21 protein-coding genes, 5 tRNA genes and 1 pseudogene are annotated in these 23780 nt (G+C 72.6%); 16 read left to right on the top strand and 11 right to left on the bottom strand.

The window, feature by feature from the left end; genetic code table 11:
• Window positions 1-5 precede the first annotated feature (5 nt).
• The 3 genes from OHU74_RS06550 to OHU74_RS06540 all read right to left on the bottom strand — a co-directional run bounded on the left by OHU74_RS06550 (window position 6) and on the right by OHU74_RS06540 (window position 271).
• Window positions 6-77, bottom strand: a tRNA-Val gene (locus tag OHU74_RS06550).
• Between the two features lies 1 nt (window position 78).
• Window positions 79-152 (bottom strand) — tRNA-Cys (locus tag OHU74_RS06545).
• A 46-nt stretch (window positions 153-198) separates the two neighbouring features.
• A tRNA-Gly gene (locus tag OHU74_RS06540) sits at window positions 199-271 on the bottom strand.
• A 180-nt stretch (window positions 272-451) separates the two neighbouring features.
• Here OHU74_RS06540 and OHU74_RS06535 point away from each other — a divergent pair.
• The 3 genes from OHU74_RS06535 (at window position 452) to OHU74_RS06525 (ending at window position 3374) form a co-directional block, all read left to right on the top strand.
• A complete protein-coding gene (locus OHU74_RS06535; protein ID WP_371615018.1) occupies window positions 452-1528 on the top strand; it encodes a chorismate-binding protein in 1077 nt (358 codons plus the stop codon).
• 93 nt (window positions 1529-1621) lie between these two features.
• Window positions 1622-2449, top strand: coding sequence for an aminotransferase class IV (locus OHU74_RS06530; RefSeq protein WP_371615017.1), 828 nt, complete (start codon window positions 1622-1624; stop codon window positions 2447-2449).
• Between the two features lie 100 nt (window positions 2450-2549).
• Window positions 2550-3374 carry a GNAT family N-acetyltransferase gene (locus tag OHU74_RS06525; protein ID WP_371615016.1) on the top strand — a complete coding sequence of 275 codons (825 nt, stop codon included), beginning with the start codon at window positions 2550-2552 and terminating at the stop codon, window positions 3372-3374.
• A gap of 8 nt (window positions 3375-3382) precedes the next feature.
• Here the strand turns inward: OHU74_RS06525 and OHU74_RS06520 are convergent, their stop codons facing one another.
• Window positions 3383-3877, bottom strand: coding sequence for a DsbA family protein (locus tag OHU74_RS06520; RefSeq protein ID WP_371615015.1), 495 nt, complete (start codon window positions 3875-3877; stop codon window positions 3383-3385).
• A 199-nt stretch (window positions 3878-4076) separates the two neighbouring features.
• Between OHU74_RS06520 and OHU74_RS06515 the strand changes: the two genes are divergently transcribed.
• Together OHU74_RS06515 and OHU74_RS06510 are read left to right on the top strand one after the other, a co-directional pair.
• Complete coding sequence (locus tag OHU74_RS06515; RefSeq protein WP_371615014.1) at window positions 4077-4529, top strand: hypothetical protein; 453 nt, start codon at window positions 4077-4079, stop codon at window positions 4527-4529.
• A 128-nt stretch (window positions 4530-4657) separates the two neighbouring features.
• A complete protein-coding gene (locus tag OHU74_RS06510) occupies window positions 4658-4834 on the top strand; it encodes a hypothetical protein (protein ID WP_330295463.1) in 177 nt (58 codons plus the stop codon).
• A 54-nt stretch (window positions 4835-4888) separates the two neighbouring features.
• On the opposite strand, the pseudogene OHU74_RS06505 reads toward OHU74_RS06510, so the two are convergent.
• Window positions 4889-5443, bottom strand: a pseudogene (locus OHU74_RS06505) (CGNR zinc finger domain-containing protein); the annotation flags it as partial.
• A 230-nt stretch (window positions 5444-5673) separates the two neighbouring features.
• On the bottom strand, window positions 5674-6087 hold the full coding sequence (locus OHU74_RS06500) for an SsgA family sporulation/cell division regulator (protein WP_030011909.1): 414 nt from the start codon (window positions 6085-6087) through the stop codon (window positions 5674-5676).
• A gap of 177 nt (window positions 6088-6264) precedes the next feature.
• On the opposite strand from OHU74_RS06500, the gene OHU74_RS06495 reads away from it, so the two are divergent.
• Together OHU74_RS06495 and OHU74_RS06490 are read left to right on the top strand one after the other, a co-directional pair.
• On the top strand, window positions 6265-6747 hold the full coding sequence (locus OHU74_RS06495; protein WP_371615013.1) for a TIGR02611 family protein: 483 nt from the start codon (window positions 6265-6267) through the stop codon (window positions 6745-6747).
• A 58-nt stretch (window positions 6748-6805) separates the two neighbouring features.
• A tRNA-Val gene (locus OHU74_RS06490) sits at window positions 6806-6877 on the top strand.
• Window positions 6878-6970: 93 nt separating this feature from the next.
• Here the strand turns inward: OHU74_RS06490 and OHU74_RS06485 are convergent.
• Window positions 6971-9337, bottom strand: a complete 2367-nt coding sequence (locus tag OHU74_RS06485; RefSeq protein WP_371615012.1) for an SCO7613 C-terminal domain-containing membrane protein — start codon at window positions 9335-9337, stop codon at window positions 6971-6973.
• Between the two features lie 121 nt (window positions 9338-9458).
• Here OHU74_RS06485 and OHU74_RS06480 point away from each other — a divergent pair, with 121 nt between their 5' ends.
• Together OHU74_RS06480 and OHU74_RS06475 are read left to right on the top strand one after the other, a co-directional pair.
• Window positions 9459-9944 (top strand): SRPBCC family protein, encoded by a 486-nt coding sequence (locus OHU74_RS06480; RefSeq protein ID WP_371615011.1) that lies wholly within the window; start codon window positions 9459-9461, stop codon window positions 9942-9944.
• A gap of 38 nt (window positions 9945-9982) precedes the next feature.
• Window positions 9983-10054, top strand: a tRNA-Val gene (locus OHU74_RS06475).
• Window positions 10055-10165: 111 nt separating this feature from the next.
• On the opposite strand, the gene OHU74_RS06470 is transcribed toward OHU74_RS06475, so the two are convergent.
• Window positions 10166-10891: a 3'-5' exonuclease gene (locus OHU74_RS06470; protein ID WP_371615010.1), complete on the bottom strand. Its 726-nt coding sequence runs from the start codon at window positions 10889-10891 to the stop codon at window positions 10166-10168.
• Between the two features lie 217 nt (window positions 10892-11108).
• On the opposite strand from OHU74_RS06470, the gene OHU74_RS06465 reads away from it, so the two are divergent.
• The 3 genes from OHU74_RS06465 to thrS all read left to right on the top strand — a co-directional run bounded on the left by OHU74_RS06465 (window position 11109) and on the right by thrS (window position 15213).
• The gene (locus tag OHU74_RS06465) at window positions 11109-11699 is read left to right on the top strand and encodes a DUF4365 domain-containing protein (protein WP_330295458.1); all 591 of its coding nucleotides are present in this window, start codon (window positions 11109-11111) and stop codon (window positions 11697-11699) included.
• On the top strand, window positions 11699-12934 hold the full coding sequence (locus tag OHU74_RS06460; RefSeq protein ID WP_371615009.1) for a hypothetical protein: 1236 nt from the start codon (window positions 11699-11701) through the stop codon (window positions 12932-12934). The genes OHU74_RS06465 and OHU74_RS06460 overlap by 1 nt, the downstream gene beginning before the upstream one ends.
• Before the next feature lie 299 nt (window positions 12935-13233).
• Complete coding sequence (gene thrS / locus OHU74_RS06455; RefSeq protein ID WP_371615008.1) at window positions 13234-15213, top strand: threonine--tRNA ligase; 1980 nt, start codon at window positions 13234-13236, stop codon at window positions 15211-15213.
• A 44-nt stretch (window positions 15214-15257) separates the two neighbouring features.
• Here the strand turns inward: thrS and OHU74_RS06450 are convergent, their stop codons facing one another.
• Window positions 15258-15923, bottom strand: coding sequence for a potassium channel family protein (locus OHU74_RS06450; RefSeq protein ID WP_371615007.1), 666 nt, complete (start codon window positions 15921-15923; stop codon window positions 15258-15260).
• 67 nt (window positions 15924-15990) lie between these two features.
• Here OHU74_RS06450 and OHU74_RS06445 point away from each other — a divergent pair, with 67 nt between their 5' ends.
• Window positions 15991-16551: an HIT domain-containing protein gene (locus tag OHU74_RS06445; protein WP_371615006.1), complete on the top strand. Its 561-nt coding sequence runs from the start codon at window positions 15991-15993 to the stop codon at window positions 16549-16551.
• Between the two features lie 48 nt (window positions 16552-16599).
• On the opposite strand, the gene OHU74_RS06440 is transcribed toward OHU74_RS06445, so the two are convergent.
• Both OHU74_RS06440 and OHU74_RS06435 read right to left on the bottom strand, forming a co-directional pair.
• Window positions 16600-18270 carry a hypothetical protein gene (locus tag OHU74_RS06440; RefSeq protein ID WP_371615005.1) on the bottom strand — a complete coding sequence of 557 codons (1671 nt, stop codon included), beginning with the start codon at window positions 18268-18270 and terminating at the stop codon, window positions 16600-16602.
• A gap of 186 nt (window positions 18271-18456) precedes the next feature.
• Window positions 18457-20667: an elongation factor G-like protein EF-G2 gene (locus OHU74_RS06435; RefSeq protein WP_371615004.1), complete on the bottom strand. Its 2211-nt coding sequence runs from the start codon at window positions 20665-20667 to the stop codon at window positions 18457-18459.
• Window positions 20668-21007: 340 nt separating this feature from the next.
• Here OHU74_RS06435 and pgsA point away from each other — a divergent pair, with 340 nt between their 5' ends.
• Genes pgsA through OHU74_RS06420 form a run of 3 tightly spaced genes read left to right on the top strand, consistent with a single transcriptional unit; the run spans window position 21008 to window position 23777 of the window.
• Window positions 21008-21700, top strand: a complete 693-nt coding sequence (gene pgsA / locus OHU74_RS06430; RefSeq protein WP_371615003.1) for a phosphatidylinositol phosphate synthase — start codon at window positions 21008-21010, stop codon at window positions 21698-21700.
• Window positions 21700-22617 carry a phosphatidylinositol mannoside acyltransferase gene (locus OHU74_RS06425; protein ID WP_371615002.1) on the top strand — a complete coding sequence of 306 codons (918 nt, stop codon included), beginning with the start codon at window positions 21700-21702 and terminating at the stop codon, window positions 22615-22617. Before pgsA ends, OHU74_RS06425 begins: the two co-directional genes overlap by 1 nt.
• Window positions 22614-23777 carry a glycosyltransferase family 4 protein gene (locus OHU74_RS06420; protein ID WP_371615001.1) on the top strand — a complete coding sequence of 388 codons (1164 nt, stop codon included), beginning with the start codon at window positions 22614-22616 and terminating at the stop codon, window positions 23775-23777. The genes OHU74_RS06425 and OHU74_RS06420 overlap by 4 nt, the downstream gene beginning before the upstream one ends.
• Window positions 23778-23780: the final 3 nt, after the last annotated feature.

The following is a 23780-nucleotide window of genomic DNA, read 5'->3' as shown; positions in this document are numbered from 1 at the left end:
ACCAGTGGACGATACTGGGATTGAACCAGTGACCTCTTCCGTGTCAGGGAAGCGCTCTCCCGCTGAGCTAATCGTCCTTGGAGGTGGAGACGGGATTTGAACCCGTGTAGACGGCTTTGCAGGCCGTTGCCTCGCCTCTCGGCCACTCCACCATGGAGCAAGAGCGGGGGTTCTCGGGAAGATGATCCCCCACCTCAGAGCGGACGACGAGACTCGAACTCGCGACATCCACCTTGGCAAGGTGGTGCTCTACCAACTGAGCTACGTCCGCAGGTCACCGTGTTCGGTCCGGGGTTTTGCCCCTTCGCTCCCTGGCGACGAGTTGAACTCTAGCGGATTCCCGGGCCAGCTCAAAAACGCGTTTCCGCAGCGTGCTGCCGCTCGATCACCACCGGTCACCTGGCGGACGCCTCACCGGCGCCGGCGCGTCACCGGTCATAGACTCGCAGCCGTGCACGACCTGCCTCCCCTCGCCCGCTTCGGCGGCCTTCTCGCGACCGATCTCCGAGATGTCACCCATGACCCCGCCGCCCTGGAGTCCACCGGCTTCTGGGCGGTCGCCGCCGACTTCGAGGGGCGGCTCGTCTGCGCGCGCTTCGGAGACATACGCCCCGACCCGGTGCCGGCGCCCGTCCCGGGGGCCTGGACCGGCCCCGACGCCGACCAGTGGACCTCCTCCCTCGACCGTGCCCAGTACATTGCGGGCGTGCGCCGCATCCGCGAGCACATCGAGGCGGGCGAGGTCTACCAGGCCAACCTCTGCCGCGTGATGTCCGCGCCCCTTCCCGAGCCGCCCGGTGCCGGCGGCACCGCCGATGTTGACGCCCTGACCGCGCTGCTCGCGCGCGGCAACCCGGCCCCGTACGCAGGAACGATTCGCCTGCCGGCCCACGGCGTGGAGATCGCCACTGCGTCCCCCGAGCTCTACCTGCGCCGCACCGGCCGCCACGTCGAGTCCGGCCCCATCAAGGGCACCGGCCGAACCGCCGCGGACCTGCTGCCCAAGGACCACGCCGAGAACGTGATGATCGTGGACCTCGTACGCAACGACCTCGGCCGGGTGTGCGCCACCGGATCCGTCGCCGTGCCCGAGCTGTGCGCCCTCGAAGAGCACCCTGGCCTGGTCCACCTCGTCTCCACCGTCACCGGAGAACTCGCCGAGGGGGCCGGCTGGCCCGAGCTGCTGGCAGCCACCTTCCCGCCCGGCTCGGTCACCGGTGCCCCCAAATCCTCCGCCCTGCGGATCATCGAGGCCCTGGAGACCGCCCCGCGCGGCCCCTACTGCGGCGGCATCGGCTGGGTGGACGCCGACCGGGGCACCGCCGAGCTCGCCGTCGGCATCCGGACCTTCTGGATCGACCGCGAGACCCCCGGCGGCCCCCGTCTCTGCTTCGGCACCGGCGCCGGGATCACCTGGGGCTCCGACCCCGACCGGGAGTGGGCCGAGACCGAGCTGAAGGCCGCCCGCCTGCTGCGGGTAGCGTCAGGGGAGATCGCGGCGCACACGAGCGAAACGCGGGCGACTTGAAACGCACGTGACCGAGACGCACGTGACCGAGACGCACGTGACCGAGATGCGCGTGACCGAGACGAACGCGAACGAAAGCGGGAGGACCGTACGGTGAGGATCTGGCTCGACGGAGCACTGCGGGACGCCGACGACGCGAAGGTGTCCGTGTTCGACCACGGCCTCACCGTCGGCGACGGGGTCTTCGAGACGCTCAAGGCGGAGCACGGCACGACCTTCGCCCTCACCCGCCACCTGGAGCGGCTGACCCGCTCCGCCCGGGGCCTGGGCCTCCCGGACCCCGACCTGGACGAGGTCCGCCGCGCCTGCGCGGCCGTACTGGAGGCCAACCCGGTCCCGCTCGGCCGGCTGCGCGTGACCTACACCGGGGGAGTCTCCCCGCTCGGCTCCGACCGGGGCGAGACCGGCCCGACGCTGATCGTCGCCCTGGCCGGGTCCACCCGCCGCCCGGACACCACCGCCGTCATCACCGTGCCCTGGGTGCGCAACGAGCGCTCCGCCGTGACCGGCCTGAAGACCACCTCGTACGCCGAGAACGTGGTCGCGCTCGCCGCAGCCCACCGGGCCGGAGCCTCCGAGGCTCTCTTCGCCAACACGGTCGGGCGCCTCTGCGAGGGCACCGGCTCCAACGTGTTCCTCGTCCTCGACGGGGAACTGCACACCCCGCCCGTCGCCTCCGGCTGCCTCGGCGGCATCACCCGCGCCCTCGTCGCCGAGTGGTCCGGGGCCAAGGAGACCGACCTGCCCTTCGAGGCGCTGGAGCAGGCCGAGGAGGTCTTCCTGACCTCCTCGCTGCGCGATGTCCAGGCCGTCGTACGGATCGACGGGCGCGAGCTGGGCTCCGCCCCCGGCCCCGTCACCGCCGAGGCCATGCGGATCTTCGACGCCCGCTCCGCCGAGGACGCCGACCCCGCGTCCTGACCCGTCCGGTGCCGGGCCGCGGCCCGGCACCGGACCGGTGCGGACCGGGCCCGGGCAAACTCCCTGTGCTTCGGGCCGCGGGGCGGGTAGAACTCGACTGATGACCACCACCCTGCGGCCGAGCGGGCCGCTTCAGCAGAGCACCGGCGGGGCGCGCTCGCGCCCGTACGAGATCCGCGTCAACAGCAGGCGCGTCGGCGCCCTGCTGCTCGCCGCCGACACCCCCTTCGGGCCGACGGTCGCCGAGATCCGCGACCTCGCCGTCGAGGAGCCCGACCGGCGGCGCGGCCGCGCCACGGTCGCCGCGCTCGCCGCCGAGGAAGTGCTGCGGAGCTGGGGCTGCCGGCGGGTCCGCGTCTCGGTCCCCGCCGGCTCGGCGGGCGGCCTGCGGATGGCCGACTCCCTCGGGTACGCCGAGTACAGCCGCAACATGGCCAAGGAGCTCCCGGCCGAGCCGCCCGCGCTGCCCGAGGGGGTCGCCGGCCGCCCGATGACGGAGGCCGAGTTCGGGATCTGGCTCGCCGGAGCGCGGGAGAGCTACGCCCAGAGCTGGATCGGCCGCGGCATGCCGGCGCAGGCCGCGCACGCCAAGTCGGTGGCCGACCACGCATCCCTGCTGCCCGGGGGGCTGGCCACCGGGGGAGTCAGCTTCGGCGTCCTGGAGGCGGCCGGCACGCCCGTCGGCACCGTGTGGGTCGCGCCGAGCGGGGAGGCCTCGTACGTCTTCGACGTCGCGGTGGCCGAGGAGCACCGCGGCCGCGGCTACGGCCGGGGCCTGATGCTCCTCGCGGAACGGACGGCGCTCGCCGCCGGCCACCGGGTGCTCGCGCTGCACGTCTTCACGGACAACACCCCGGCCCTGCGGCTCTACGAGTCCCTCGGCTACCGGACGACCGACTTCAACTACGCCAAGGACCTGATCTAGGCCGCGGGCTACTCCGCCAGCAGTCGGTCGGCGATCTCCTCGATGCGGGCGCGCAGGCCCTCCTGGCTCTTGCCGCCGTCGAGGCGCTGGCCGTCGATCACGTACGTCGGGGTGCCGGTGACGCCGATCGCCTTGCCCTCGGCCTGGTCGGCGTCCACGATCAGGATGTGCCGGCCGTCGATCAGGGCGGTGTCGAACTCCTCGGCATCCAGGCCGAGTTCACGCGCCACGTCGACGAGTACGGCCTCGCCGCGCTTGCCGAGCTCCGCGGTGCGGGCGAGCACGGCCTCCACGTACGGCCAGCCCTGACCCTGCTCGACGGCCTCCTCGGCCGCCTGCGCGGCGGCGAAGGCGTGCTTGTGCTTCTCCAGCGGGAAGTGGCGCAGCCGGATGTCCAGCCGGTCGCCGTAGCGGGCCCGCAGGGCGCGTACGTCGTCCAGGGCGCTGTTGCAGTCCGGGCACTGGAGTTCGCACCAGACATCGAGGATCACGGAATCGGTCATGCGGACAGTCTCCCAGCCCCTGGCCGGGGCGGCCGACCGGGACCTCGGGATGAGGGACGACCCGGAGATGTCCCGGAGATCCGCCCGGGGCGGGCTCCGGACATGGCCGGGACGGCGGTCGCCGGTGCAGGATGGATGGGGACAGAACGCCCGGCCCGCCCGGCCGGGTCCGACCGACCGCACCGCCCTGGAGGCCCGCATGCTTGCCGAGACCATTTGTTCCGCGGTGGCCGCGGCGGGCCTGGGCATCGCCGCGCTGACCGCCTACCGCAAGCGTTTCCTCGCGGCCACACGGATCGCGGCGTACTCGCTGGTGCCCCTCGGCCTGGTGATGACCGGCGTGGTCCAGTGGGCGTCCGGGATCGTCTTCAAGCCGACGGTGTGGATCGGGTTCGGGGTGCTGGGGCTGGCCTGGCTGCTCTTCATGACGACCCGCGCGGTGGAACGGCGCGGGCTCGGCGCGGGGGAGAAGCCGGCGAAGGAGCCGAAGGCCACCGGCAAGGGCCGGGGCGGGGGCGCACAAGCAGTGGCTCCGGCCGCCTCCGCGCCCTCCCTGGGCGGCGGCACCCGCCCGCAGGCGACCCCGGCCGCTTCCGCGCCGGGCGAGGACTTCTCCGACATCGAGGCCATCCTCAAGAAGCACGGCATATGACATCCCCCGGTCCACCGGGGGGATTCCGGCCGGGAACCACCTGATCTGACGGGATACGGCGAACTCGGGCGCACAGTCTGGCGTGTTGAGCGGCGGACCGGGGCGGGCTGCGCCATCATCGGCCCGACATGCTCGACACATCGCAGGGTGAGCCGGCCGTTCCCGCGCCGGCCACCGCCCCCGCCGTTGCCGAGGAGCCGCGAGGCTGCCTCTTCGCGCTCTCCCAGCCGCCCCTGATGATCTTCCTAGGCGTGATCGGTGGTCTGCTGCTGCTCGCCGCCGTGCACGATCTCTTCCTGCTGTGAACCGGGCGCCTGATCGGGTTCCCGCTCGGGCCCCTGCTCCGGCCCCGGGTCCGATCCCAGCTCCGACTTGCGCCGGGCCCGGTACGCCGCCACGTGCAGCCGGTTCCCGCAGGTACGGCTGTCGCAGTAGCGCCGGGAGCGGTTGCGGGACAGGTCCACGAAGGCCCGCCGGCAGTCCGGGGCCTCGCAGCGGCGCAGCCGCTCCTGCTCGCCCGAGACCACGATGAACGCCAGCGCCATGCCGCCGTCGGCGGCCAGGTGGTCGCCCACCGAGGCGCCCGGCGCGAAGTAGTGCACGTGCCAGTCGTAGCCGTCGTGGTTGGTCAGCTGCGGAGTGGTGCCGGCCGTCGCGACGAGCTCGTTGATCAGCACCGAGGCCGCGCGCGAGCTCGGTGCCGCGAAGATCTGGGCGAACTTCCCGCGCACCGTCCGCACGCCCGCGAGGTCGCGGGCGCCGAGCTCGCCGACGTCGCTGATCGCGTACTCCCGGACGAACCCGCGCAGCGCGTTCACGTCCGCCAGCACGTCGGACTGGTCCGCCTCGGCCGAGGTGTTCACCAGCGCGACGACGACGTCGAGCGCGCGACGGGTGTCGTGGGGGATCTGCAAGGGGTCTCCCTCAGGGGCCGGGCCTGCGGTGGCGGTCTGCTGCCGCCGCTGGTGGCCGACTCTAGCGGGTGCCTGCACAGCGCACCGGCGCCGTCCACGCGGGTGGCTTCCGCGTGAACAGCGCCGGCACTTCCGTATGTGGTTGTCCGCCGCACACCGTCGCCCCGAGTCGGACGGTGTCGTGCGGCTCCCGGCCGAGGCCGGGAGAGGGTTCCCTCTGTAGGCCTGGCTCAGGATTCGGCCAGGATGTGGGAGAGCTCCTTGTCGAGGTCGAAGTGCCGGTGTTCGGTCCCAGGTGGAACCGCGGCGTCCGTCCGCTTGAGGAACGATTCGAGTGCTCGGGCGGGTGCTTCGAGCAGTGCTTCTCCCTCCGGTGAGCTCAGGGCGATGCAGACGACTCCCTGACCGTGGCTACGGGACGGCCATACGCGGACGTCGCCGGTACCGGTGGGCCGGTGAAGGCCCTCGGCGAGGAGGTCGCGGGCGAATACCCATTCGACCGTCTCCTCGGCGCCGGTGTGGAAGGTGGCGTGCACGGCGTAGGGATCGGCCGTGTCATACCGCAGGCCCGCGGGAACAGGCAGTGAGGACTCGCTCGACACAACGAGGCGCAGGTGCAGCTCGCAGCTGACCGTGGTGTTCATAAGCGCCAGGGCCTTTCGCTCAGTGTGCGCTCGGGGATTCGCACGTCGGCGAAATCGACATGCCACCTACGGTGCCGTTGTAAACCCCTCTGACCGTTTTGCGGACCTCTGGGTCCCTCGAACGGCGGATCCAAACGCCCATTCACGTGTGCTTCGCGCTCCGGTAGATTCGACCCCATGAACACGGGGAGTGACCGCGAGACCAACGAGTCCGCAACCGAGTCCGCCGCCACCGAGCCTGCCGCCGGGGCCGCCGCCGCTACCGGGGCCGCCGCCAAGGAGGAAGCGCCGCACGTCTCCAAGGCGCCCGCCTTCATCAAGGCCCGCCGCGGGCTGCACCTGAGCTGGCAGGTCGGAGTCTTCGTCGTCGGCCTCGCCGTCATCGGCGCCGGCATCGCCATGCTCGTCCTGCCCGGCCCCGGCTGGGTCGCGATCTTCGCTGGCCTCGCGATCTGGGCCACCGAGTTCGCCTGGGCCCACCTCGTCCTGCGCTGGACCAAGCGCAAGGTCAGCGAGGCCGCGCAGAAGGCCCTCGACCCCCGGGTCCGCCGCCGCAACATCATCCTGACCAGCGTCGGCCTCGTCATCGCGGGCGCCCTGATCGGCTTCTACCTCTGGAAGTACGGGCTCGTCCTGCCCTGGAACCTCAAGGACCAGTGAGCGCTCCGGCCCGTGGCCGGGAGCACCGCTGACATGCGGTAATGTTTGCGGTGCGTCCGGGCGATTAGCTCAGTGGGAGAGCACTTCGTTCACACCGAAGGGGTCACTGGTTCGAACCCAGTATCGCCCACCCGGACCAGAGGCCCGGAGACTTTCACAGTCTCCGGGCCTTTGGCGTTTTCCCCCGTTCGGACCCCGATTGCCCCCCGTTCGGCCCCCCGAGTCACTTCAGCCGGCCGATCGCCTCCCGCAGCCGCCGGGCGTCCCGCAGCCGCTTCTCGTACGTGGCCCCCACCGCGAGCAGCAGCACCCCGGCCAGCGCCGGAGGCAGCCAGCGCGGCAGCGCGTCCACGACCTGCACCACGTACGGGGTCAGCTCGTGCAGGGCCACCGCCACCAGCGTCGCCCCGCCCAGCAGCAGCGGGGCCTTGAGCCGGCCCGGCGCCCCGGCCAGGGTCACCGCCAGCGCGGCGACCCCCAGCAGCAGCGGCCGCAGCCAGTGCGGGTCCGCCCACACCGCGAGGGTGCTCGGCAGCAGGGTCGCCGCCAGACCGGGCCCGTACGCCGTCCAGGAGGCCGCCTGCGGATCCCGGCGACGCCGTACGAAGCCCACCGCCAGCGCCGCCGCCGACACCGGCATCGTGTACGCCTCGGGCACCGTCACCCCGGAAGCCGCCAGCCGCACCCAGGTCGCCGCCAGGAACAGCGCCCCCGCCGCCCAGCCCGCCGACCGGCGCTCCGGCCGCACCGCCGCCCCCGCGCAGACCGCCCCGGCCAGACCCAGGGTCAGCGCGAGCAGCGGCGTGGCCGCCCGCTCGGCACCGAGGGTCAGCAGCACCGCGAGGGACACCGCCCCGGCCGCCGTGAGCTCCGCCGCAGCCCTGACGGGGCCCAGCCGCGGCCCGAGCGCCACCACCACCGCGGGAACCACCAGCACCGGCGGCCCCCACCACGCCACCGGGAGCTCCAGCAGCGCGCCCAGCGCCACCGCCAGCAGGGCCGCGTACCCGACGGCGAACGCCGCCGCCGCGCGGCGGGCCCACGCGGAGCCGGGCCCGTACGCCGCACCCGCCGCCGCAGCCGCCCCCAGCAGCCCCAGCACCCCGACGGTGGCCAGACGGCCGTCCAGGGCCGCCAGGGACACGCTCAAGGCCCCCGCCCCGGCGCACGCCGCCGCCGCGATCCCGCGGTCCGCGTCGGCCGCCGCCGTCCGCAGCGCGAGCGTGCCCGCCGCCAGCGTCACCGCCAGCTGCGCCACGAGGACCGCGCCCGCCGGCAGTCCGGCCGCCACCGGGGCCGTGAACAGCCCCGCCCAGCCCAGCGCCACCGCCACGGCGGCCGCCGCCGGCCTCAGGCGCTGCGGAACCACCCGCAGCAGCCACCACGCGGCCGCCGCCGTCAGCAGCAGCGCCACCACCGGGGCCGTGCCCGTGCCGTGCCCGGCCGCCGGGGTCGTCGGCGCCCACACCTCCTCCAGCACCCGCAGCCGGTGCACCAGCACCGTCACCACCCACGCCGCACCCCACACCGCCGTCAGCGCGGCCACCCCCGCACCGGCCGGCGCGAGGCCGCGCCGGACCGGAGCCGGGAGCACGAGGACCCGTACCGCCCCCAGCAGGGGCAGCGCCACCACCAGGTACGCCACCGCCGCCCAGGAGGACTCCAGCCCCGGAGCCAGCAGCCCGCCCGCCGCCGCCACCGCCGCGACACCGGCCGCCACCGCGAAGGCCGGGAGCCCCGCCGGACGCCAGGCCACCGCCACGCCCAGCGCGCACACCGCCGCCAGCAGCGCGGCCGCGCCCAGCGGCAGGCCACCCGACTCCGGAGCCACCGACTCGGCCAGTCCCGTCAGCAGCGCCGCCCCGCCCACGACCGAACCGGCGACCGCGGCCCAGAGCGACCAGCGCCCCGGGCGGACCAGCGCGAGCGCCGCGTCCAGCGCCGCCGTCGCCAACAGCGCCCAGCCCAGGGCGATCCCGTTGCCTCCCGCCGCCACCGCGGCCAGCGGCAACGGCAGCTGCGCCGTCAGCACCGCCGCGGGCAACGGGATCCGCAGCCCCGGCAGCGCCAGCCCGTACCCGGCCCACACCGCCGCCAGCACCGCGGCCGACCCCGCCGCGTAGGCGGCTGAGTCCGTGTCCGGCATCCCGACCGCGTACAGCGCGTACGCGTCGAGCACCGTCAGCAGCAGCCCGACCGCCCCCACCGCCTCGGCCGTCGACCGCAGCCCGCGACGCAGCAGCGCCACCGGCGCGCCCAGCGCCGCCGCCGTCACCACGGCGAGTACCGCGCTGCGCCCCGCGATGCCCAGGGATCCCCAACTGACCAGCGTGAACGCCAGCGCCGCCACGGCCAGCAGCACCGCGCCCAGGATCAGCAGCACGTTCTGCGCACCCGGCGCCGAGGCCTCCGGCCCGCCCTGCGCCGGCTTCGGCCCGGCGGGATGCGCGGGCACTCCCCAGGCCAAGGGGGCCTGGCCGCGCAGCAGCCACTCCCGACGGCTCAGCAGGTAGTGACGCCGGGCGTCGAGTTGAAACAGCTCGCGGTCGATGAGCAGCAGCTCTTCGGCCGGCGGCAGAGGGTTCTCCATGTGCGGAGTGTCGCCCCCATCGCGCCCCGGGCACATGGGTGCGCGTACTCATCCCTAACGAATTCCGGCTGAGTAGGGATGCGGCGTTCCCGGTGGCCGCGCCGCGGGTCAGACTGGGCCCATGGACCCGAGCCGTGGCCGCCGCGCCCGCTGGACCCACTACCGCTTCCGCAGCGTGTGGGACCTCGACGCCCCACCCGCCCGCGTCTACGCCGCCCTCGAGCAGCCCGAGGCCTACCCCCTGTGGTGGCCGCAGATCCGCGAGGTCGTCCCCACCGGCGACGAGCGGAGCGGCACCGCCCTCATCCGCTCGACCCTCCCGTACACCCTGCGCGTGAGCGCCGCCGAAGTCCTGCGCGATCCCGCGCGCGGAATCCTGGAGGTCGCCCTGAGCGGTGACCTGGAGGGCTGGGCGCGCTGGACCGTCGGTCCCCGATCCGGCGGAACGCGGGCCCTATACGAGCAGGAGGTCGAGGTCCACCGGCCCCTCATGCGGTGGCTCTCCGTCCCCGGGCGGCCCGTGTTCCGGCTCAACCACACCCTGATGATGCGGGCCGGGCGGCGCGGACTGGCCGCGCATCTGGCAGCCGGAACGGAAGCGGTTTGAACCAGCCCCGAGCCTTCTGTATTGTTCAGTCCGTTCCCGGGCGATTAGCTCAGCGGGAGAGCACTTCGTTCACACCGAAGGGGTCACTGGTTCGATCCCAGTATCGCCCACCGGGACAGGCCGGTCCGTCTGATGACGGACCGGCCTTCCGCATGTACGGGCCCCTCCGCGCGCAGCGGTCCCTGCGGATGCTCTGGCCCTCCGGATGCTCTGGCCTTCCGCTACGCCGCCTGCGGCAGCTCCGGACGCAACGGCCAGTGCGGATCCACCGGCTCCGGCGTCCCCTGCCGGGCGAACCAGGCCTGCAGCCCCCGCGCCTGCGCCGCGTGCCAGACCTGCTGCAAGGTGTGCAGCTCCGCCGGGGACAGCCTCTCCAGCCGCCCCGCGAACCGCCGCCCCACCGCCCGTACGAGCTCCAGCGAAGCCAGCGCGTCCGCCGCCGCGTCGTGCGCGGCCTCCAGCTCTATCCCGTAGTGCGCGCACAGGTCCGTCAGCGTCCGCCGCCCCTTGCGGTAGCGGTCCAGGTGCTTGTCCAGCACCCGCGGATCCAGCACCGTCAGCGGCCGGTTGTCCAGATAGCGCGACAGCGAAGACGCCCGGTGCCGGCGCAACTCCCGGTCCAGCAGCGTCAGATCGAACGGCGCGTTCATCACCACCACCGGCCGCCCCGCCACCTGCTGCTCCCCGAGCGCCCGGGCTATCTCCTCCACCACCGGCGCGGGCCAGCGGCCGTTGCGCTGGAGGTGATCGTCGGTCAGACCGTGCACTTCCGTGGCACCCGGCGGCACCGGGATGCCGGGATTGACCAGCCAGCGCGTCGAACGGACCCGGCCGCCCGCGCACTCCTGGACGATGAGCGCGGCGGACACGATCCGGTCCCGCTCCACGTCCACCCCGGTCGTCTCCGTGTCGAATGCGGCCAGCGGGCCCTCGTACCAGCGTGTCATGGCGAACTCCTCGTCACCCGTGGACGGATGGGGCGCATCCGGGCACCGCTGCCTCGAGCCTGCCACCCTCCCGAATCGGTTGTACCCGGGCTCTTTGCCGCGTACGCCGTTTGCGCCACGCCGACTGCGGAGACAACTCCAGTGGGGGACCGCACACATGACCGGTCGTCACCCCGAACCCCTCGTAGAAGAGCCCGGAAGGCATGGGGAGCCGGCCATGGCGCTCGCACAGCCCGAACCGGGCGGGGTGCTCGCTGGACAGATCGAGCCGCGGACCGACCCGCGGAGCGGACCGCTGCGCGGCACACTCGCCACCACCGCCTGCATGGAGACCCTCCAGGTGGGATACCTGCACGCCGTCGTCGCCGCGGCCGGCTGCTCGCTCTCCCAGCCCTTTCCGGACAACGGCATCGACTGGCACGTCAGCCACGGCGCCCCCGAGCACGTGATCGACGACGAGGTGACGATCAAGGTCCAGCTCAAGGCGACCTACCAGATACCGGCCGGACCGGCCGGGCCCACCTTCGGCTTCACCCTCGACAACGAGCACCTGGTGAAGCTCGCCCGCAGCCCGGTCGCCGTGCACAAGATCCTCGTCGTGATGCTCGTACCGCGGGAACGCGACCAATGGCTCAGCGCCGGACACGACCGGCTCGACCTGCGGCACTGCTGCTACTGGACCAATCTCGCCGGACACCCCGTGACCGGCCGGCGCCGGACCACCGTACGGATCCCGACCACGCGGATCTTCGACGACCGGGCGCTCTGCGAGATCATGACCCGGGTCGGGTCGGGAGGGACACCCTGATGAACTGGCAGTCACCGCACCTGGAGCCGTTCCCGCTCCCGTCCCCGCAGTTCGGCGCCTCCGCACCCGATCCCGCGCAGGTCGATCCGCTCGTCCTCGGCGCCCTGCTGCACCGGCACGGCTGGCTGCGCCGCGGCGGCGCGGCCGGACGCTACGGGCGCTGGACCCCGCCGGCCCCCCACGGGACGGACAGCAGCAGGAGCACCAGCCTCCTGGTCCCCGAGAGCCGCGCCTTCCCCGACTGCGCCGACCTCCTCGAGGAGGCCCTCACCGCCCTCTCGCGCAGCGCGCTGCCCTCCGCGCGCGAGGTGCTCTACGGGCTCAGCGTGCCGAGCGACGAGATCCGCTGGGAGCGCGAGATCCCGCAGGGGGCGTACGGGCTCCAGGGCGAGGCCGACTGGACCGTCCAGGAACAGCTGCGCTCGGCCGCCCGCCAGCTGCTCCTCGCCGGGGCCCTGGCCGACCGGGCCCGGGCCGGGTACTACGGGGCCCGGCACCGGGGGCAGGCGGAGCGGGCGCTGGACGGGGTGCTGGTCGGACCGGCCCCCGGCGGGCGGCGGCTCACCGCGTACGTCCCCGTGGACGGGGGCCGCGGCACCATGACCCGGCTCCACCACGCCCTGCACGCGGCCCGCGAAGCCGTGGACTACCAGCGGGCCACCGGAGGCATGGAGGCCTTCGACGCGGCGGTCGAAGCCGGGGTCAGTCGGGAACTGGCCGAAGCGCTCATCGCACTGGTCCGCGGCTCCGAGGGGGCCCGGGTCTCCCTAGCGTGGGCCCCGGCCGCGGGGGTCCCGGCGGGCTGCGCGGCCAGGCCGGAACCGGTGGAGTTCTCGCCCGGGGACCTCCCGGTGCTCCGGGAGGCGGCCGCGCGCTACACCCGGGACGAGCCGGCGGTCCCCGTCAGGGTGGCGGGCGCGGTGGTCCGGATGCGGCGCTCGGCGCCGGGTGGTGGCGGCACGGTCCGGCTGCGGGTCCTCGCCGGGGCGGAGATCCCGTACATCCGGGTCGTGCTCGACGAGGAGTCGTACCGGGTCGCGGGGCACGCGCACCTGGTCGGGCTGCCGATCCGGGTGAGCGGTCGCTTGCAGCGGCGGGGCGGGTTCCGGCGGCTGACGGACGCCACCGATGTCCGCCCGGTGCCGTTGGACGAGGTCGAGAGGGACCGGCTTCTGAAGTCCCTGGACGAGGACGGCGCCCTCGACCCGGGGGACGTTCTCCCGTCGGACGACTGACCTGTCCCTGCGGGGCCTGTCCCCTACCCACCCTTCCACCGTTCCCCGGGCTCCGCCCGGACCCGGTCCTCAAACGCCGGACGGGCTGGAAATGCCGCTGCGCGGCATCATCCAGCTCCGCCGGGCAAATTCGGCCCCGCCGGCGTTTGAGGCGCGGGGTCCGGGTCAGCGCCCCGGGAACGGCGCCGCACGGTGCACCAGCCCCGGCCGGAACAACCGTTTAGCGGCGCAGCCACTTGGCTCGGTACGATTCAGGCGCGCGGTATTCGCTCGCGCACCCCCCTGAGTCAGGAGAGACCGTGTCAGACGTCCGTGTGATCATCCAACGCGATTCCGAGCGGGACGAGCGCGTGGTGGCCACGGGCACTACGGCGGCGGAGCTCTTCGCCGGCGAGCGCACCATCGTCGCCGCGCGCATCGCCGATGAACTGAAGGACCTCTCCTACGAGGTGCAGGACGGCGAGATCGTCGAGCCGGTGGAGATCTCCTCCGAGGACGGCCTGAACATCCTGCGCCACTCGACCGCGCACGTCATGGCGCAGGCCGTGCAGGAGCTCTTCCCCGAGGCCAAGCTGGGCATCGGCCCGCCGGTCCGGGACGGTTTCTACTACGACTTCGACGTCGCGAAGCCCTTCACCCCCGATGACCTCAAGGCCATCGAGAAGAAGATGCAGGAGATCCAGAAGCGCGGGCAGAAGTTCGCCCGCCGCGTGGTCACCGACGAGGCGGCCCGCGAGGAGCTGGCGAACGAGCCGTACAAGCTGGAGCTCATCGGCCTCAAGGGCTCCGCGGCGACCTCGGACGACGGTGCGGACGTCGAGGTGGGCGGCGGCGAGCTGAGCATCTACGACAACATCGACGCGAAGAGCGGCGACGTCTGCTGGTCCGACCTGTGCCGCGGCCCGCACCTGCCGACCACCCGCAACATCCCGGCGTTCAAGCTCATGCGCAACGCCGCCGCCTACTGGCGCGGCAGCGAGAAGAACCCGATGCTCCAGCGCATCTACGGCACCGCGTGGCCGTCGAAGGAGGAGCTGAAGGCTCACCTCGACTTCCTCGTGGAGGCCGAGAAGCGCGACCACCGCAAGCTCGGCACCGAGCTCGACCTGTTCTCCGTACAGGACGAGATCGGCTCCGGCCTGGCCGTCTTCCACCCGCGGGGCGGCGTCATCCGCCGCACCATGGAGGACTACTCGCGCAAGCGCCACGAGGAAGAGGGCTACGAGTTCGTCTACACCCCGCACGCCACCAAGGGCACCCTCTTCGAGAAGAGCGGTCACCTGGACTGGTACGCGGAGGGCATGTACCCCCCCATGCAGCTCGACGGTGGTACCGACTACTACCTCAAGCCCATGAACTGCCCGATGCACAACCTGATCTTCGACGCGCGAGGCCGCTCCTACCGTGAGCTGCCGCTGCGCCTCTTCGAGTTCGGCACCGTGTACCGGTACGAGAAGTCCGGCGTGGTGCACGGCCTGACCCGCTCCCGCGGTTTCACCCAGGACGACGCGCACATCTACTGCACCAAGGAGCAGATGGCGGAGGAGCTCGACCGCACGCTGACCTTCGTGCTGAACCTGCTCCGCGACTACGGTCTGACCGACTTCTACCTGGAGCTGTCGACCAAGGACCCGGAGAAGTTCGTCGGCTCGGACGAGGTCTGGGAGGAAGCGACCGCGACCCTCCAGAAGGTGGCCGAGAAGCAGGGTCTCCCGCTGGTCCCGGACCCGGGCGGCGCCGCCTTCTACGGCCCGAAGATCTCGGTCCAGTGCCGCGACGCGATCGGCCGCACCTGGCAGATGTCGACCGTGCAGCTCGACTTCAACCTGCCGGAGCGCTTCAACCTGGAGTACACCGGCCCCGACGGCACCAAGCAGCGGCCGGTCATGATCCACCGCGCGCTGTTCGGTTCCATCGAGCGGTTCTTCGCCGTGCTGCTGGAGCACTACGCGGGCGTCATGCCGCCGTGGCTCGCCCCCGTCCAGGCGGTCGGCATCCCGATCGGCGACTCGCACATCGAGTACCTGCAGGAGTTCGCCGCCGAGGCGAAGAAGAAGGGCCTGCGGGTCGAGGTGGACGCCTCGTCCGACCGGATGCAGAAGAAGATCCGCAACCAGCAGAAGCTCAAGGTCCCGTTCATGATCATCGTCGGTGACGAGGACATGGCCGCGGGCACCGTCTCCTTCCGCTACCGCGACGGTTCGCAGGAGAACGGCGTCCCGCGCGACCAGGCGCTGGCCAAGCTCGTCGATGTCGTGGAGCGCCGCGTACAGGTGTGACGGGATCCCCGCCGGGCGCGGGGACACGGGAGCCCCCGGAGAACTCAGTTCCCCGGGGGCTCCGCCTCGTCCTGGCGCCGGAACACCTGGAGCATCCAGGACGAGAAGGAGCCCGTCACCGCGCCCAGCAGGGCCAGGCCGCCCGCCATCAGGCAGGCGGCGATGATCCGGCCCGCCGGGGTCACCGGGGCCATGTCCCCGTAGCCCACCGTGGTCAGCGTTTCGCAGACCCACCACACCGCGTCCCCGAAGGTGCGGATCGTGGCGCCCGGGGCCCGGCGCTCGAAGTGGTAGACGCCGAGCGCGCCCGAGAAGCCGAGCAGCCCGGCCGACAGGCCGGCGTACGACATCACGCGCCCGTACAGCCCCCGGCGCGGGTGGTCGCTCCTGGCCTGGATGGCGTCGTGGACCCTGACCATGCGCAGCGGCCGCAGCAGCGGCAGCATCACGATCAGGGTGTCCAGCCAGTGCAGGCGCACGAAGTGCAGGGGACGCATGCCGCTCAGGACCAGCCGGGCCAGGTAGTCCACGAGGAAGCAGAGCCAGGTCAGCGCGACGAGGGCGAGGCCGATGTCCCGCCACAGGGGGTGGACCCGGAAGGCGAGCACGGAGACGGCGAAGCCGGTGAGGAAGATCAGGGAGGCGTAGAACAGTGGCAGTTCGGTGCGGCGTTCCCAGATCTGGTCGCGGGTCCCGGGTGCATCGTGCATGGGCCCAGCATTGCCGTCCCAGCACTGGTCTTCGCCCCGGCGACACGCCGCGCGGGGGCAAGGTCATATGCTGCATCCCATGACGATTGAGCCGGAGCAGCAGATCGGTGTGGGCACGCAGGACGCGTTCCAGCGTCTGTGGACGCCCCACCGGATGGCCTACATCCAGGGGGAGAACAAGCCGACTGGGCCGGAGGCCGGGGACGGCTGTCCCTTCTGCGGGATTCCGGAGATGTCCGATCAGGACGGCCTGGTCGTGGCGCGCGGCAAGCACGTCTACGCCGTGCTGAACCTCTACCCGTACAACGGCGGCCACCTGATGGTCGTGCCGTACCGGCACGTCGCCGATTACACGGACCTGGACTCCGCCGAGACCCTCGAGCTCGCGGACCTCACGAAGCGGGCGATGGTCGCGCTGCGCAAGGCCTCCGGGGCGCACGGGTTCAACATCGGCATGAACCAGGGCCAGGCCGCCGGAGCCGGGATCGCCGCGCACCTGCACCAGCACATCGTGCCCCGCTGGGGCGGGGACACGAACTTCATGCCGGTCGTGGGCCACACCAAGGTGCTGCCCCAACTCCTCGCGGACACCCGCCAGATGCTCGCGGACGCCTGGCCGAACGACTAGAACGACCAGGTCGGACGCGGCCCCCGGCGCCAGCCGGGGAGCCGCGCCCTACGCGTCGTAGACGTCCGCCTTGCGCGGGGCCGCGTCCTGGATCAGGCCGCTGACGATCGACGAGCGGTTGGTGAAGCGCTCGGTGTCCACGCCGTTCTCGTCCAGGACCCGCATCGCGGCGGCGTGCACAGCCCGCAGGACGGGGGTCGCGGCGCGCATGGCGTCGTCCGCCATGAAGCGGTGGCGCCACGGCTGGCCGGCCCAGACGTGGCGGACGCCGAAGGGCTCGGGCAGGACGAGCTTGCCGCCCAGGAAGTCCAGGAGCGGCGGGTACCAGGTGAACGGGGCGCGCACGGCGAGGCGTACGACCTCGTTCGCGTCCACCAGGGGCAGCGCGCGCTCCTCGGTCTCCCAGAACCTTATCGACTTCGGGACCTCGATCACCGGGGCCTTCGACTTGGTGGTGAACAGGCCGTGCACCGGGCCCAGCGCGTGGCCGGTGACCTCCACGCGCAGGGTCTTGTAGAGCACGGTGACCGTGACCAGCATGGTGATGACGAGCTGGCCGTCCCAGAGCGGGTACTGGATGCCGAGGTAGTGCCGGTTGCCGGCGCTGAACTGCTGCTCGTTGCAGATCCGGGTGATCTCGTGCGCTTTGATCAGGAAGGTGTCCACGTCCGCGCCGGTGGGGCGGGCGACCTCCTTGGCGCCCTCGCCGACCGGGGTGACGATCCAGTGCTGGATCGAGGCGGGCGGCAGGCCCCCGGTGTGCAGGGGGCCGCGCTCCAGCTTGCGCAGCTGGGTGTCGACCGCGCGTATGACGTCCCAGCTGCGGAACGGGTGGATCTCGGCGCCCTCGGTCTTGGGGGCCAGCTCCTCGGCCATCTGCCAGCTGCCCCAGCGGGTGCCCATGCCGAGTATGCCCTTGGGGCCGGCGTAGAAGACGGAGTTGCTGCGGTCCTCGGCGGTGAGCTTGGCGAGGGAGTGGCGCAGGTCCTCGCGGGCCTTCTCGTCGGGGTTCCCGGGGACGGCTTCGGGGATCTTGGCGGCGACCCCGCCGCCGCCGGCCAGCAGGCCGTCCCAGCGGGAGCGCATGTCCTCGGCGGTGGCCTCGCAGAGCCGGCGGGCGAAGAACCAGCCGAGGGCCGGGGCGATGACCATGGCGCGGACGTAGAGCCCGAGGACCCCGGTCACCGGGAGCCGGAACATCAGGACGGCGACGACGATCGCCACGCCGACCAGGAGCGCGGTGCCCATCCAGGAGGCGCGCTTGGCCTCGGAGGCGGCCAGGGCCCGGCGTCCCCAGAAGAGGCCGAGCCACAGGAGCAGGCCCGGGAGGAACACGACCCCGCAGACGAGCATGATCCAGCGGAGCTTGCGGTCGCGTTCCTTGCGGATGCGGGAGGCGGCCAGGCAGTGCTCGACGACGGTCTGCGGGTCGGCGCCGAAGGACTGGATGAGGGGTTTGCGGGTGGCCGGAATGGTGCGCGCCTCGACGGCGCGACAGAAGGCCTCGCCGAGGTTGGGTTCGAGGAGGGAGATCTTGCCGGGTTTGACGACCGACTCGTGGTACTCGTTGTTGGCGTCGAGAATGCTCGGCAGTTTGGTGTCCTGCGCGCCGTCCCGGTAGGCCGCGGAGGAGAGGGCGTTGGTCGCCGCGGTCTGCCCGCTGCCGCCCTGGAGCGGGATCTGTGCCCCGGGCCTGAAGTCGAATCCGTCGTCCGCCACCGTTGCCCCCATCGCTGTGCGTCGTGCTCGTGTGCGGGTCCGCCCGCCTGCCCGCTCGCTTGCGTGCTGTGTCGGTTCTACCCGCTCCACCCCGCCGAAGAGCCTATCGGCGGATTCCTCCCCATGGTGATGGGACAGGCAAATGCCGCCCACCGCAAGCGGGTTGGGTGGGCGGCCGAGGTGGCGCTATGTCAATTGGCTTCCCTTCTCTGTCTGTTCGCGTAGCTTGTCCGCCAGCTGTGGCGGCATCGGCTCGTGGCGCGCGTACGTACGGCTGAAGCGTCCGGTGCCGTGCGATACGGAACGCAGTTCTACGGCGTAGCGGCCGATCTCGATCTCGGGGATCTCCGCGAGGACGCGGCTGCGGCCCGGGGCGGCCTGGTCGGTGCCGACGACCCGGCCGCGGCGGCCCGCGAGGTCGCTCATGACGGGTCCGACGTACTCGTCCGGGACGAGTACGGAGACCTCGGCCACCGGTTCGAGGAGGCGGATGGCGGCTCCGGCAGCGGCTTCGCGCAGGGCGAGGGCGCCGGCGGTCTGGAAGGCGGCGTCGGAGGAGTCCACCGAGTGGGCCTTGCCGTCGAGGAGGGTGATGCGTACGTCGACCAGCGGGTAGCCGGCCGCGACCCCCCGGGCGGCCTGCGCGCGGACGCCCTTCTCGACGGAGGGGATGAACTGGCGGGGGACGGCTCCGCCGACGACCTTGTCGACGAACTCGACGCCACTGCCGGGCGGCAGCGGATCGACCTGGATCTCGCAGATGGCGAACTGGCCGTGGCCGCCGGACTGTTTGACGTGCCGGCCGCGCCCGGCGGCCTGGGCGCCGAAGGTCTCGCGGAGGCTGACCCGATGGGGGACGGGGTCGACCTGGACCCCGTACCGGGTGCGCAGGCGTTCGAGTGCGAGGTCCTGGTGGGCTTCGCCGAGGGACCACAGGACGAGCTGGTGGGTGTGCGGGTTCTGTTCGAGCCGCATGGTGGGGTCTTCGGCGACGAGGCGGGCCAGGCCCTGGGAGAGCTTGTCCTCGTCGGCCTTGCTGTGGGCCTCGATGGCGAGGGGGAGCAGCGGGTCGGGCATGGACCAGGTCTCCATGAGCAGGGGCTGGTCCTTGGCGGAGAGGGTGTCCCCGGTCTCGGCGCGGGTGAGTTTGGCCACGCAGGCCAGGTCGCCGGCGATGCAGTGGGTGAGGGTGCGCTGCTGTTTGCCGAAGGGGGAGGTGAGGGTGCCGATGCGTTCGTCGGCCTCGTGGAGGCCCTGGTCCTGGCGGGAGGTGTGGCCGCTGACGTGGACGGTTTCGTCGGGGCGCAGGGTGCCGGAGAAGACCCGGACGAGGGAGACGCGGCCGACGTAGGGGTCGGAGGAGGTCTTGACGACCTCGGCGAGCAGGGGGCCGGAGGGGTCGCAGGTGACGGCGGGGCGGTCGGCGCCGCCGGGGGTGGTGACGGTGACGGGGGCGCGCTCCAGGGGGGTGGGGAAGCCGCCGGTGATCAGTTCGAGGAGTTCCACGGTGCCCAGGCCCTTGCGGGCGCCCTCGGCGGCGGGGGCGGCCATCAGGACGGGGTGGAAGGTGCCGCGGGCGACCGCGCGCTCCAGGTCGTCCACGAGGGTCTTGAGGTCGATGTCCTCGCCCGCCAGGTAGCGGTCCATGAGGGTCTCGTCCTCGCTCTCGGCGATGATCCCCTCGATCAGGCGGGCGCGGGCGTCGGTGATGAGGGCGAGTTCGGCGGGGTCCGGATCGCGTTCGACGCGGTCCCCGGAGGTGTAGTCGTAGACCCGTTGCGAGAGCAGGCCGAGCAGTCCGGCGACCGGGGCGTGGCCGTCGTGGCCGGCGGGGCCGTGCAGGGGCAGGTAGAGGGGGCGGACGGCGTCGGGGTCGTCGGCGCCGAAGGCGTCCCCGCAGACGCTGGTCATCTGGTCGTAGTCGGCGCGGGCCGCTTCGAGGTGGGTGACGACGATGGCGCGGGGCATCCCGACGGCGGCGCATTCGTCCCAGACCATGCGGGTGGGGCCGCAGAGCCCGTCGCCGTCCTCGGCGGCCGAGACGACGAAGAGGGCGGCGTCGGCGGCGCGCAGGCCGGCCCGGAGCTCCCCGACGAAGTCCGCGTATCCGGGGGTGTCGAGGATGTTGATCTTGATTCCGGCCCACTCGACGGGGACCAGGGAGAGCTGTACGGAGCGCTGGCGCCGGTGCTCGATCTCGTCGTAGTCGGAGACGGTGGCCCCGTCCTCGACGCGTCCGGCGCGGTTCACGGCCCCCGCGGTCAGGGCCAGGGCTTCGACCAGGGTGGTCTTTCCGGATCCGCTGTGGCCGACCAGCACGACGTTCCGTACGGAGGCGGGGCGGTCGGCCGTCGGTGCCCTGCCGGCGGCTCCGGCTTGGTGCGATGTGGCTCCCATGATGCTCGTGCCTCCCGGTTGGAGAGGAAATGGGCTCCTTCGAGCTTTGCACTGCCGTCACACCGCGTCCATACGTCGTACTGGAGCCGCTCGCCGGGAGGAGCCGGAACAGGCCTCCGGGACGTGCAGGAGCGGCCTCTCGGGGATGCCCCGGTGGGCGCCCACGAGCAGCGTGCCGGAGGCGTCCTCGGGGGCGCCCCGGAGGAGTGCCGATGGTGGAAGAACGGCTTCCGCGGCGCGAACCGGTGGGTGCGCGGCGCCGAGGGGCCGGGGTGCTGGCTACGATGGGCCAGCCGGTGGCCGTGGTGGCCGTGCGGCCCAGCGACCCTCCGGGAAGGCCATGCTGAACAAGTACGCGCGTGCATTCTTCACGCGTGTTCTCACGCCATTCGCCGCTTTTCTGCTCCGGCTGGGAGTGAGTCCCGACGCGGTCACCCTCATCGGCACGGCCGGAGTGGTGGCGGGAGCACTGGTCTTCTTCCCCATGGGCGAATTCTTCTGGGGCACGATCACCATCACGCTCTTCGTCTTCTCCGACCTGGTGGACGGGAACATGGCCCGCCAGGCCGGGTCGTCGAGCCGCTGGGGAGCGTTCCTCGACTCCACGCTCGACCGGGTCGCGGACGCGGCGATCTTCGGCGGGCTCGCGCTCTGGTACGCGGGCTCCGGGAACAACAACGCCCTCTGCGCGGTCGCGATCTTCTGCCTGGCCAGCGGGCAGGTGGTCTCGTACACCAAGGCGCGGGGAGAATCGATCGGCCTGCCGGTGGCCGTCAACGGGCTCATCGAGCGCGCCGAACGACTGGTGATCACGCTGGTCGCGGCCGGTCTGTCCGGGCTGGAGACCTTCGGGGTGCCCTCGTGGATCGGCGTACTGCTGCCGATCGCGCTGTGGGTCGTCGCGGCGGGCTCGCTCGTGACGCTGATCCAGCGGGTGGTCACCGTACGGCGCGAGTCGGCGGAGGCCGACGCGGCCGCGGCCGCCTCCGCGGCTCCGCCCGCCCCCGCCTCTCCCGAAAGCGGTACGGCCTGATGGGCAAGGCGCAGGACAAGCTGGTCGACGGGCTCTACGGGCTCGGCTGGGCCGGGGTCAAGAAGCTGCCCGAACCCGCGGCGGCGGCCCTCGGCCGCCGGATCGCGGACTTCACGTGGAAGCGGCGCGGCAAGAGCGTGCTGCGGCTGGAGTCGAATCTGGCCCGGGTGGTGCCGGACGCGACGCCGGAGCGGCTGCGCGAGCTGTCGCAGGCGGGCATGCGCTCGTACATGCGGTACTGGATGGAGTCCTTCCGGCTGCCGACCATGGCCAAGGAACGATTCAGCACCGACCTGGACATGAAGGACGACCACATCCTGCGCGAGGCCCTGGCCTCCGGGCGCGGAGTCGTGGTCGCCCTGCCCCACCTGGCCAACTGGGACCTGGCCGGCGCCTGGGCCGTCACCCACATCGGCGTCCCGTTCACCACGGTCGCCGAGCGGCTCAAGCCCGAGACCCTCTACGACCGCTTCGTCGCCTACCGCGAGAGCCTGGGCATGGAGGTGCTCCCGCACAGCGGCGGCGCCGCCTTCGGCACCCTCGCGCGCCGGCTGCGCTCCGGCGGGCTGGTCTGCCTGGTCGCCGACCGCGACCTGTCGGCGTCCGGGGTGGAAGTGGACTTCTTCGGCTCCGCCGCGCGCATGCCGGCCGGACCCGCGCTCCTGGCGCAGCAGACCGGCGCGGTACTGCTGCCCGCCACGCTGTACTACGGGGACTCGCCCCAGATGTACGGCCGCATCCACTCCCCGGTGGACGTGCCCGGGAAGGGGACCCGGCAGGAGAAGACGGCCGCCATGACCCAGGCCCTCGCCGATGCCTTCGCACAGGGGATCGCCGAGCACCCGGAGGACTGGCACATGCTGCAGCGGCTGTGGATCGACGACCTGGAGCCCCAGGGCGAGGAGCGCTCCGCGTGAAGATCGGCATCGTCTGCCCGTACTCCTGGGACGTGCCGGGCGGAGTCCAGTTCCACATCCGCGACCTGGCCGAACACCTGATCCGCCTCGGCCACGAGGTGTCGGTCCTGGCCCCGGCGGACGACGAGACCCCGCTGCCCCCGTACGTGGTCTCGGCGGGCCGGGCGGTACCGGTGCCCTACAACGGCTCGGTCGCACGCCTGAACTTCGGCTTCCTGTCGGCCGCGCGGGTGCGGCGCTGGCTGCACGAGGGCGTCTTCGACGTGGTCCACATCCACGAGCCGACCGCGCCCTCCCTCGGCCTGCTGACCTGCTGGGCGGCGCAGGGCCCGATCGTGGCCACCTTCCACACCTCCAACCCGCGCTCGCGGGCCATGCTGGCCGCGTACCCGATCCTCCAGCCGGCGCTGGAGAAGATCAGCGCGCGGATCGCGGTGAGCGAGTACGCGCGGCGCACGCTCGTGGAGCACCTCGGCGGCGACGCGGTGGTCATCCCCAACGGCGTGGACGTGGACTTCTTCGCCAAGGCCGACCCGAATCCCGACTGGTCCGGCCAGACCCTCGGCTTCATCGGCCGCATCGACGAACCGCGCAAGGGCCTGCCCGTCCTGATGGCGGCCTTCCCCCGCATCGTCGAAGCCTGCCCGGACGTACGGCTCCTCGTGGCCGGCCGCGGCGACGAGGAGGAGGCCGTCGCCTCCCTCCCCGCCGAACTGCGCTCCCGGGTCGAGTTCCTCGGCATGGTCTCCGACGAGGACAAGGCGCGGCTGCTGCGCAGCGTCGACGTGTACGTGGCCCCGAACACGGGCGGCGAGAGCTTCGGCATCATCCTGGTCGAGGCCCTCTCGGCCGGGGCGGCGGTCCTCGCCGCCGACCTGGACGCCTTCGCGCAGGTCCTGGACCAGGGCGCGGCGGGGGAGCTCTTCACGAACGAGGACCCCGACTCCCTGGCGGAATCGGCCATCGCCCTCCTGCGCGACCCCGAGCGCCGCGCCGGCCTCAGCAGCCGCGGCTCCGCGCACGTGCGCCGCTTCGACTGGTCGACGGTCGGCGCAGACATCCTGGCCGTCTACGAAACGGTGACGGACGGGGCGACCGCGGTGGCGGAGGACGAGCGGGTCCCGCTGCGGACCCGGCTGGGACTTTCGCGCGAAGCGTAGGCG

Source organism: Streptomyces sp. NBC_00454 (genome assembly GCF_041434015.1).
Taxonomy (GTDB): Bacteria; Actinomycetota; Actinomycetes; order Streptomycetales; family Streptomycetaceae; genus Streptomyces.
The sequence above is the reverse complement of the archived record's forward strand: the minus strand, read 5'-3'. Positions and strand labels throughout refer to the sequence as shown.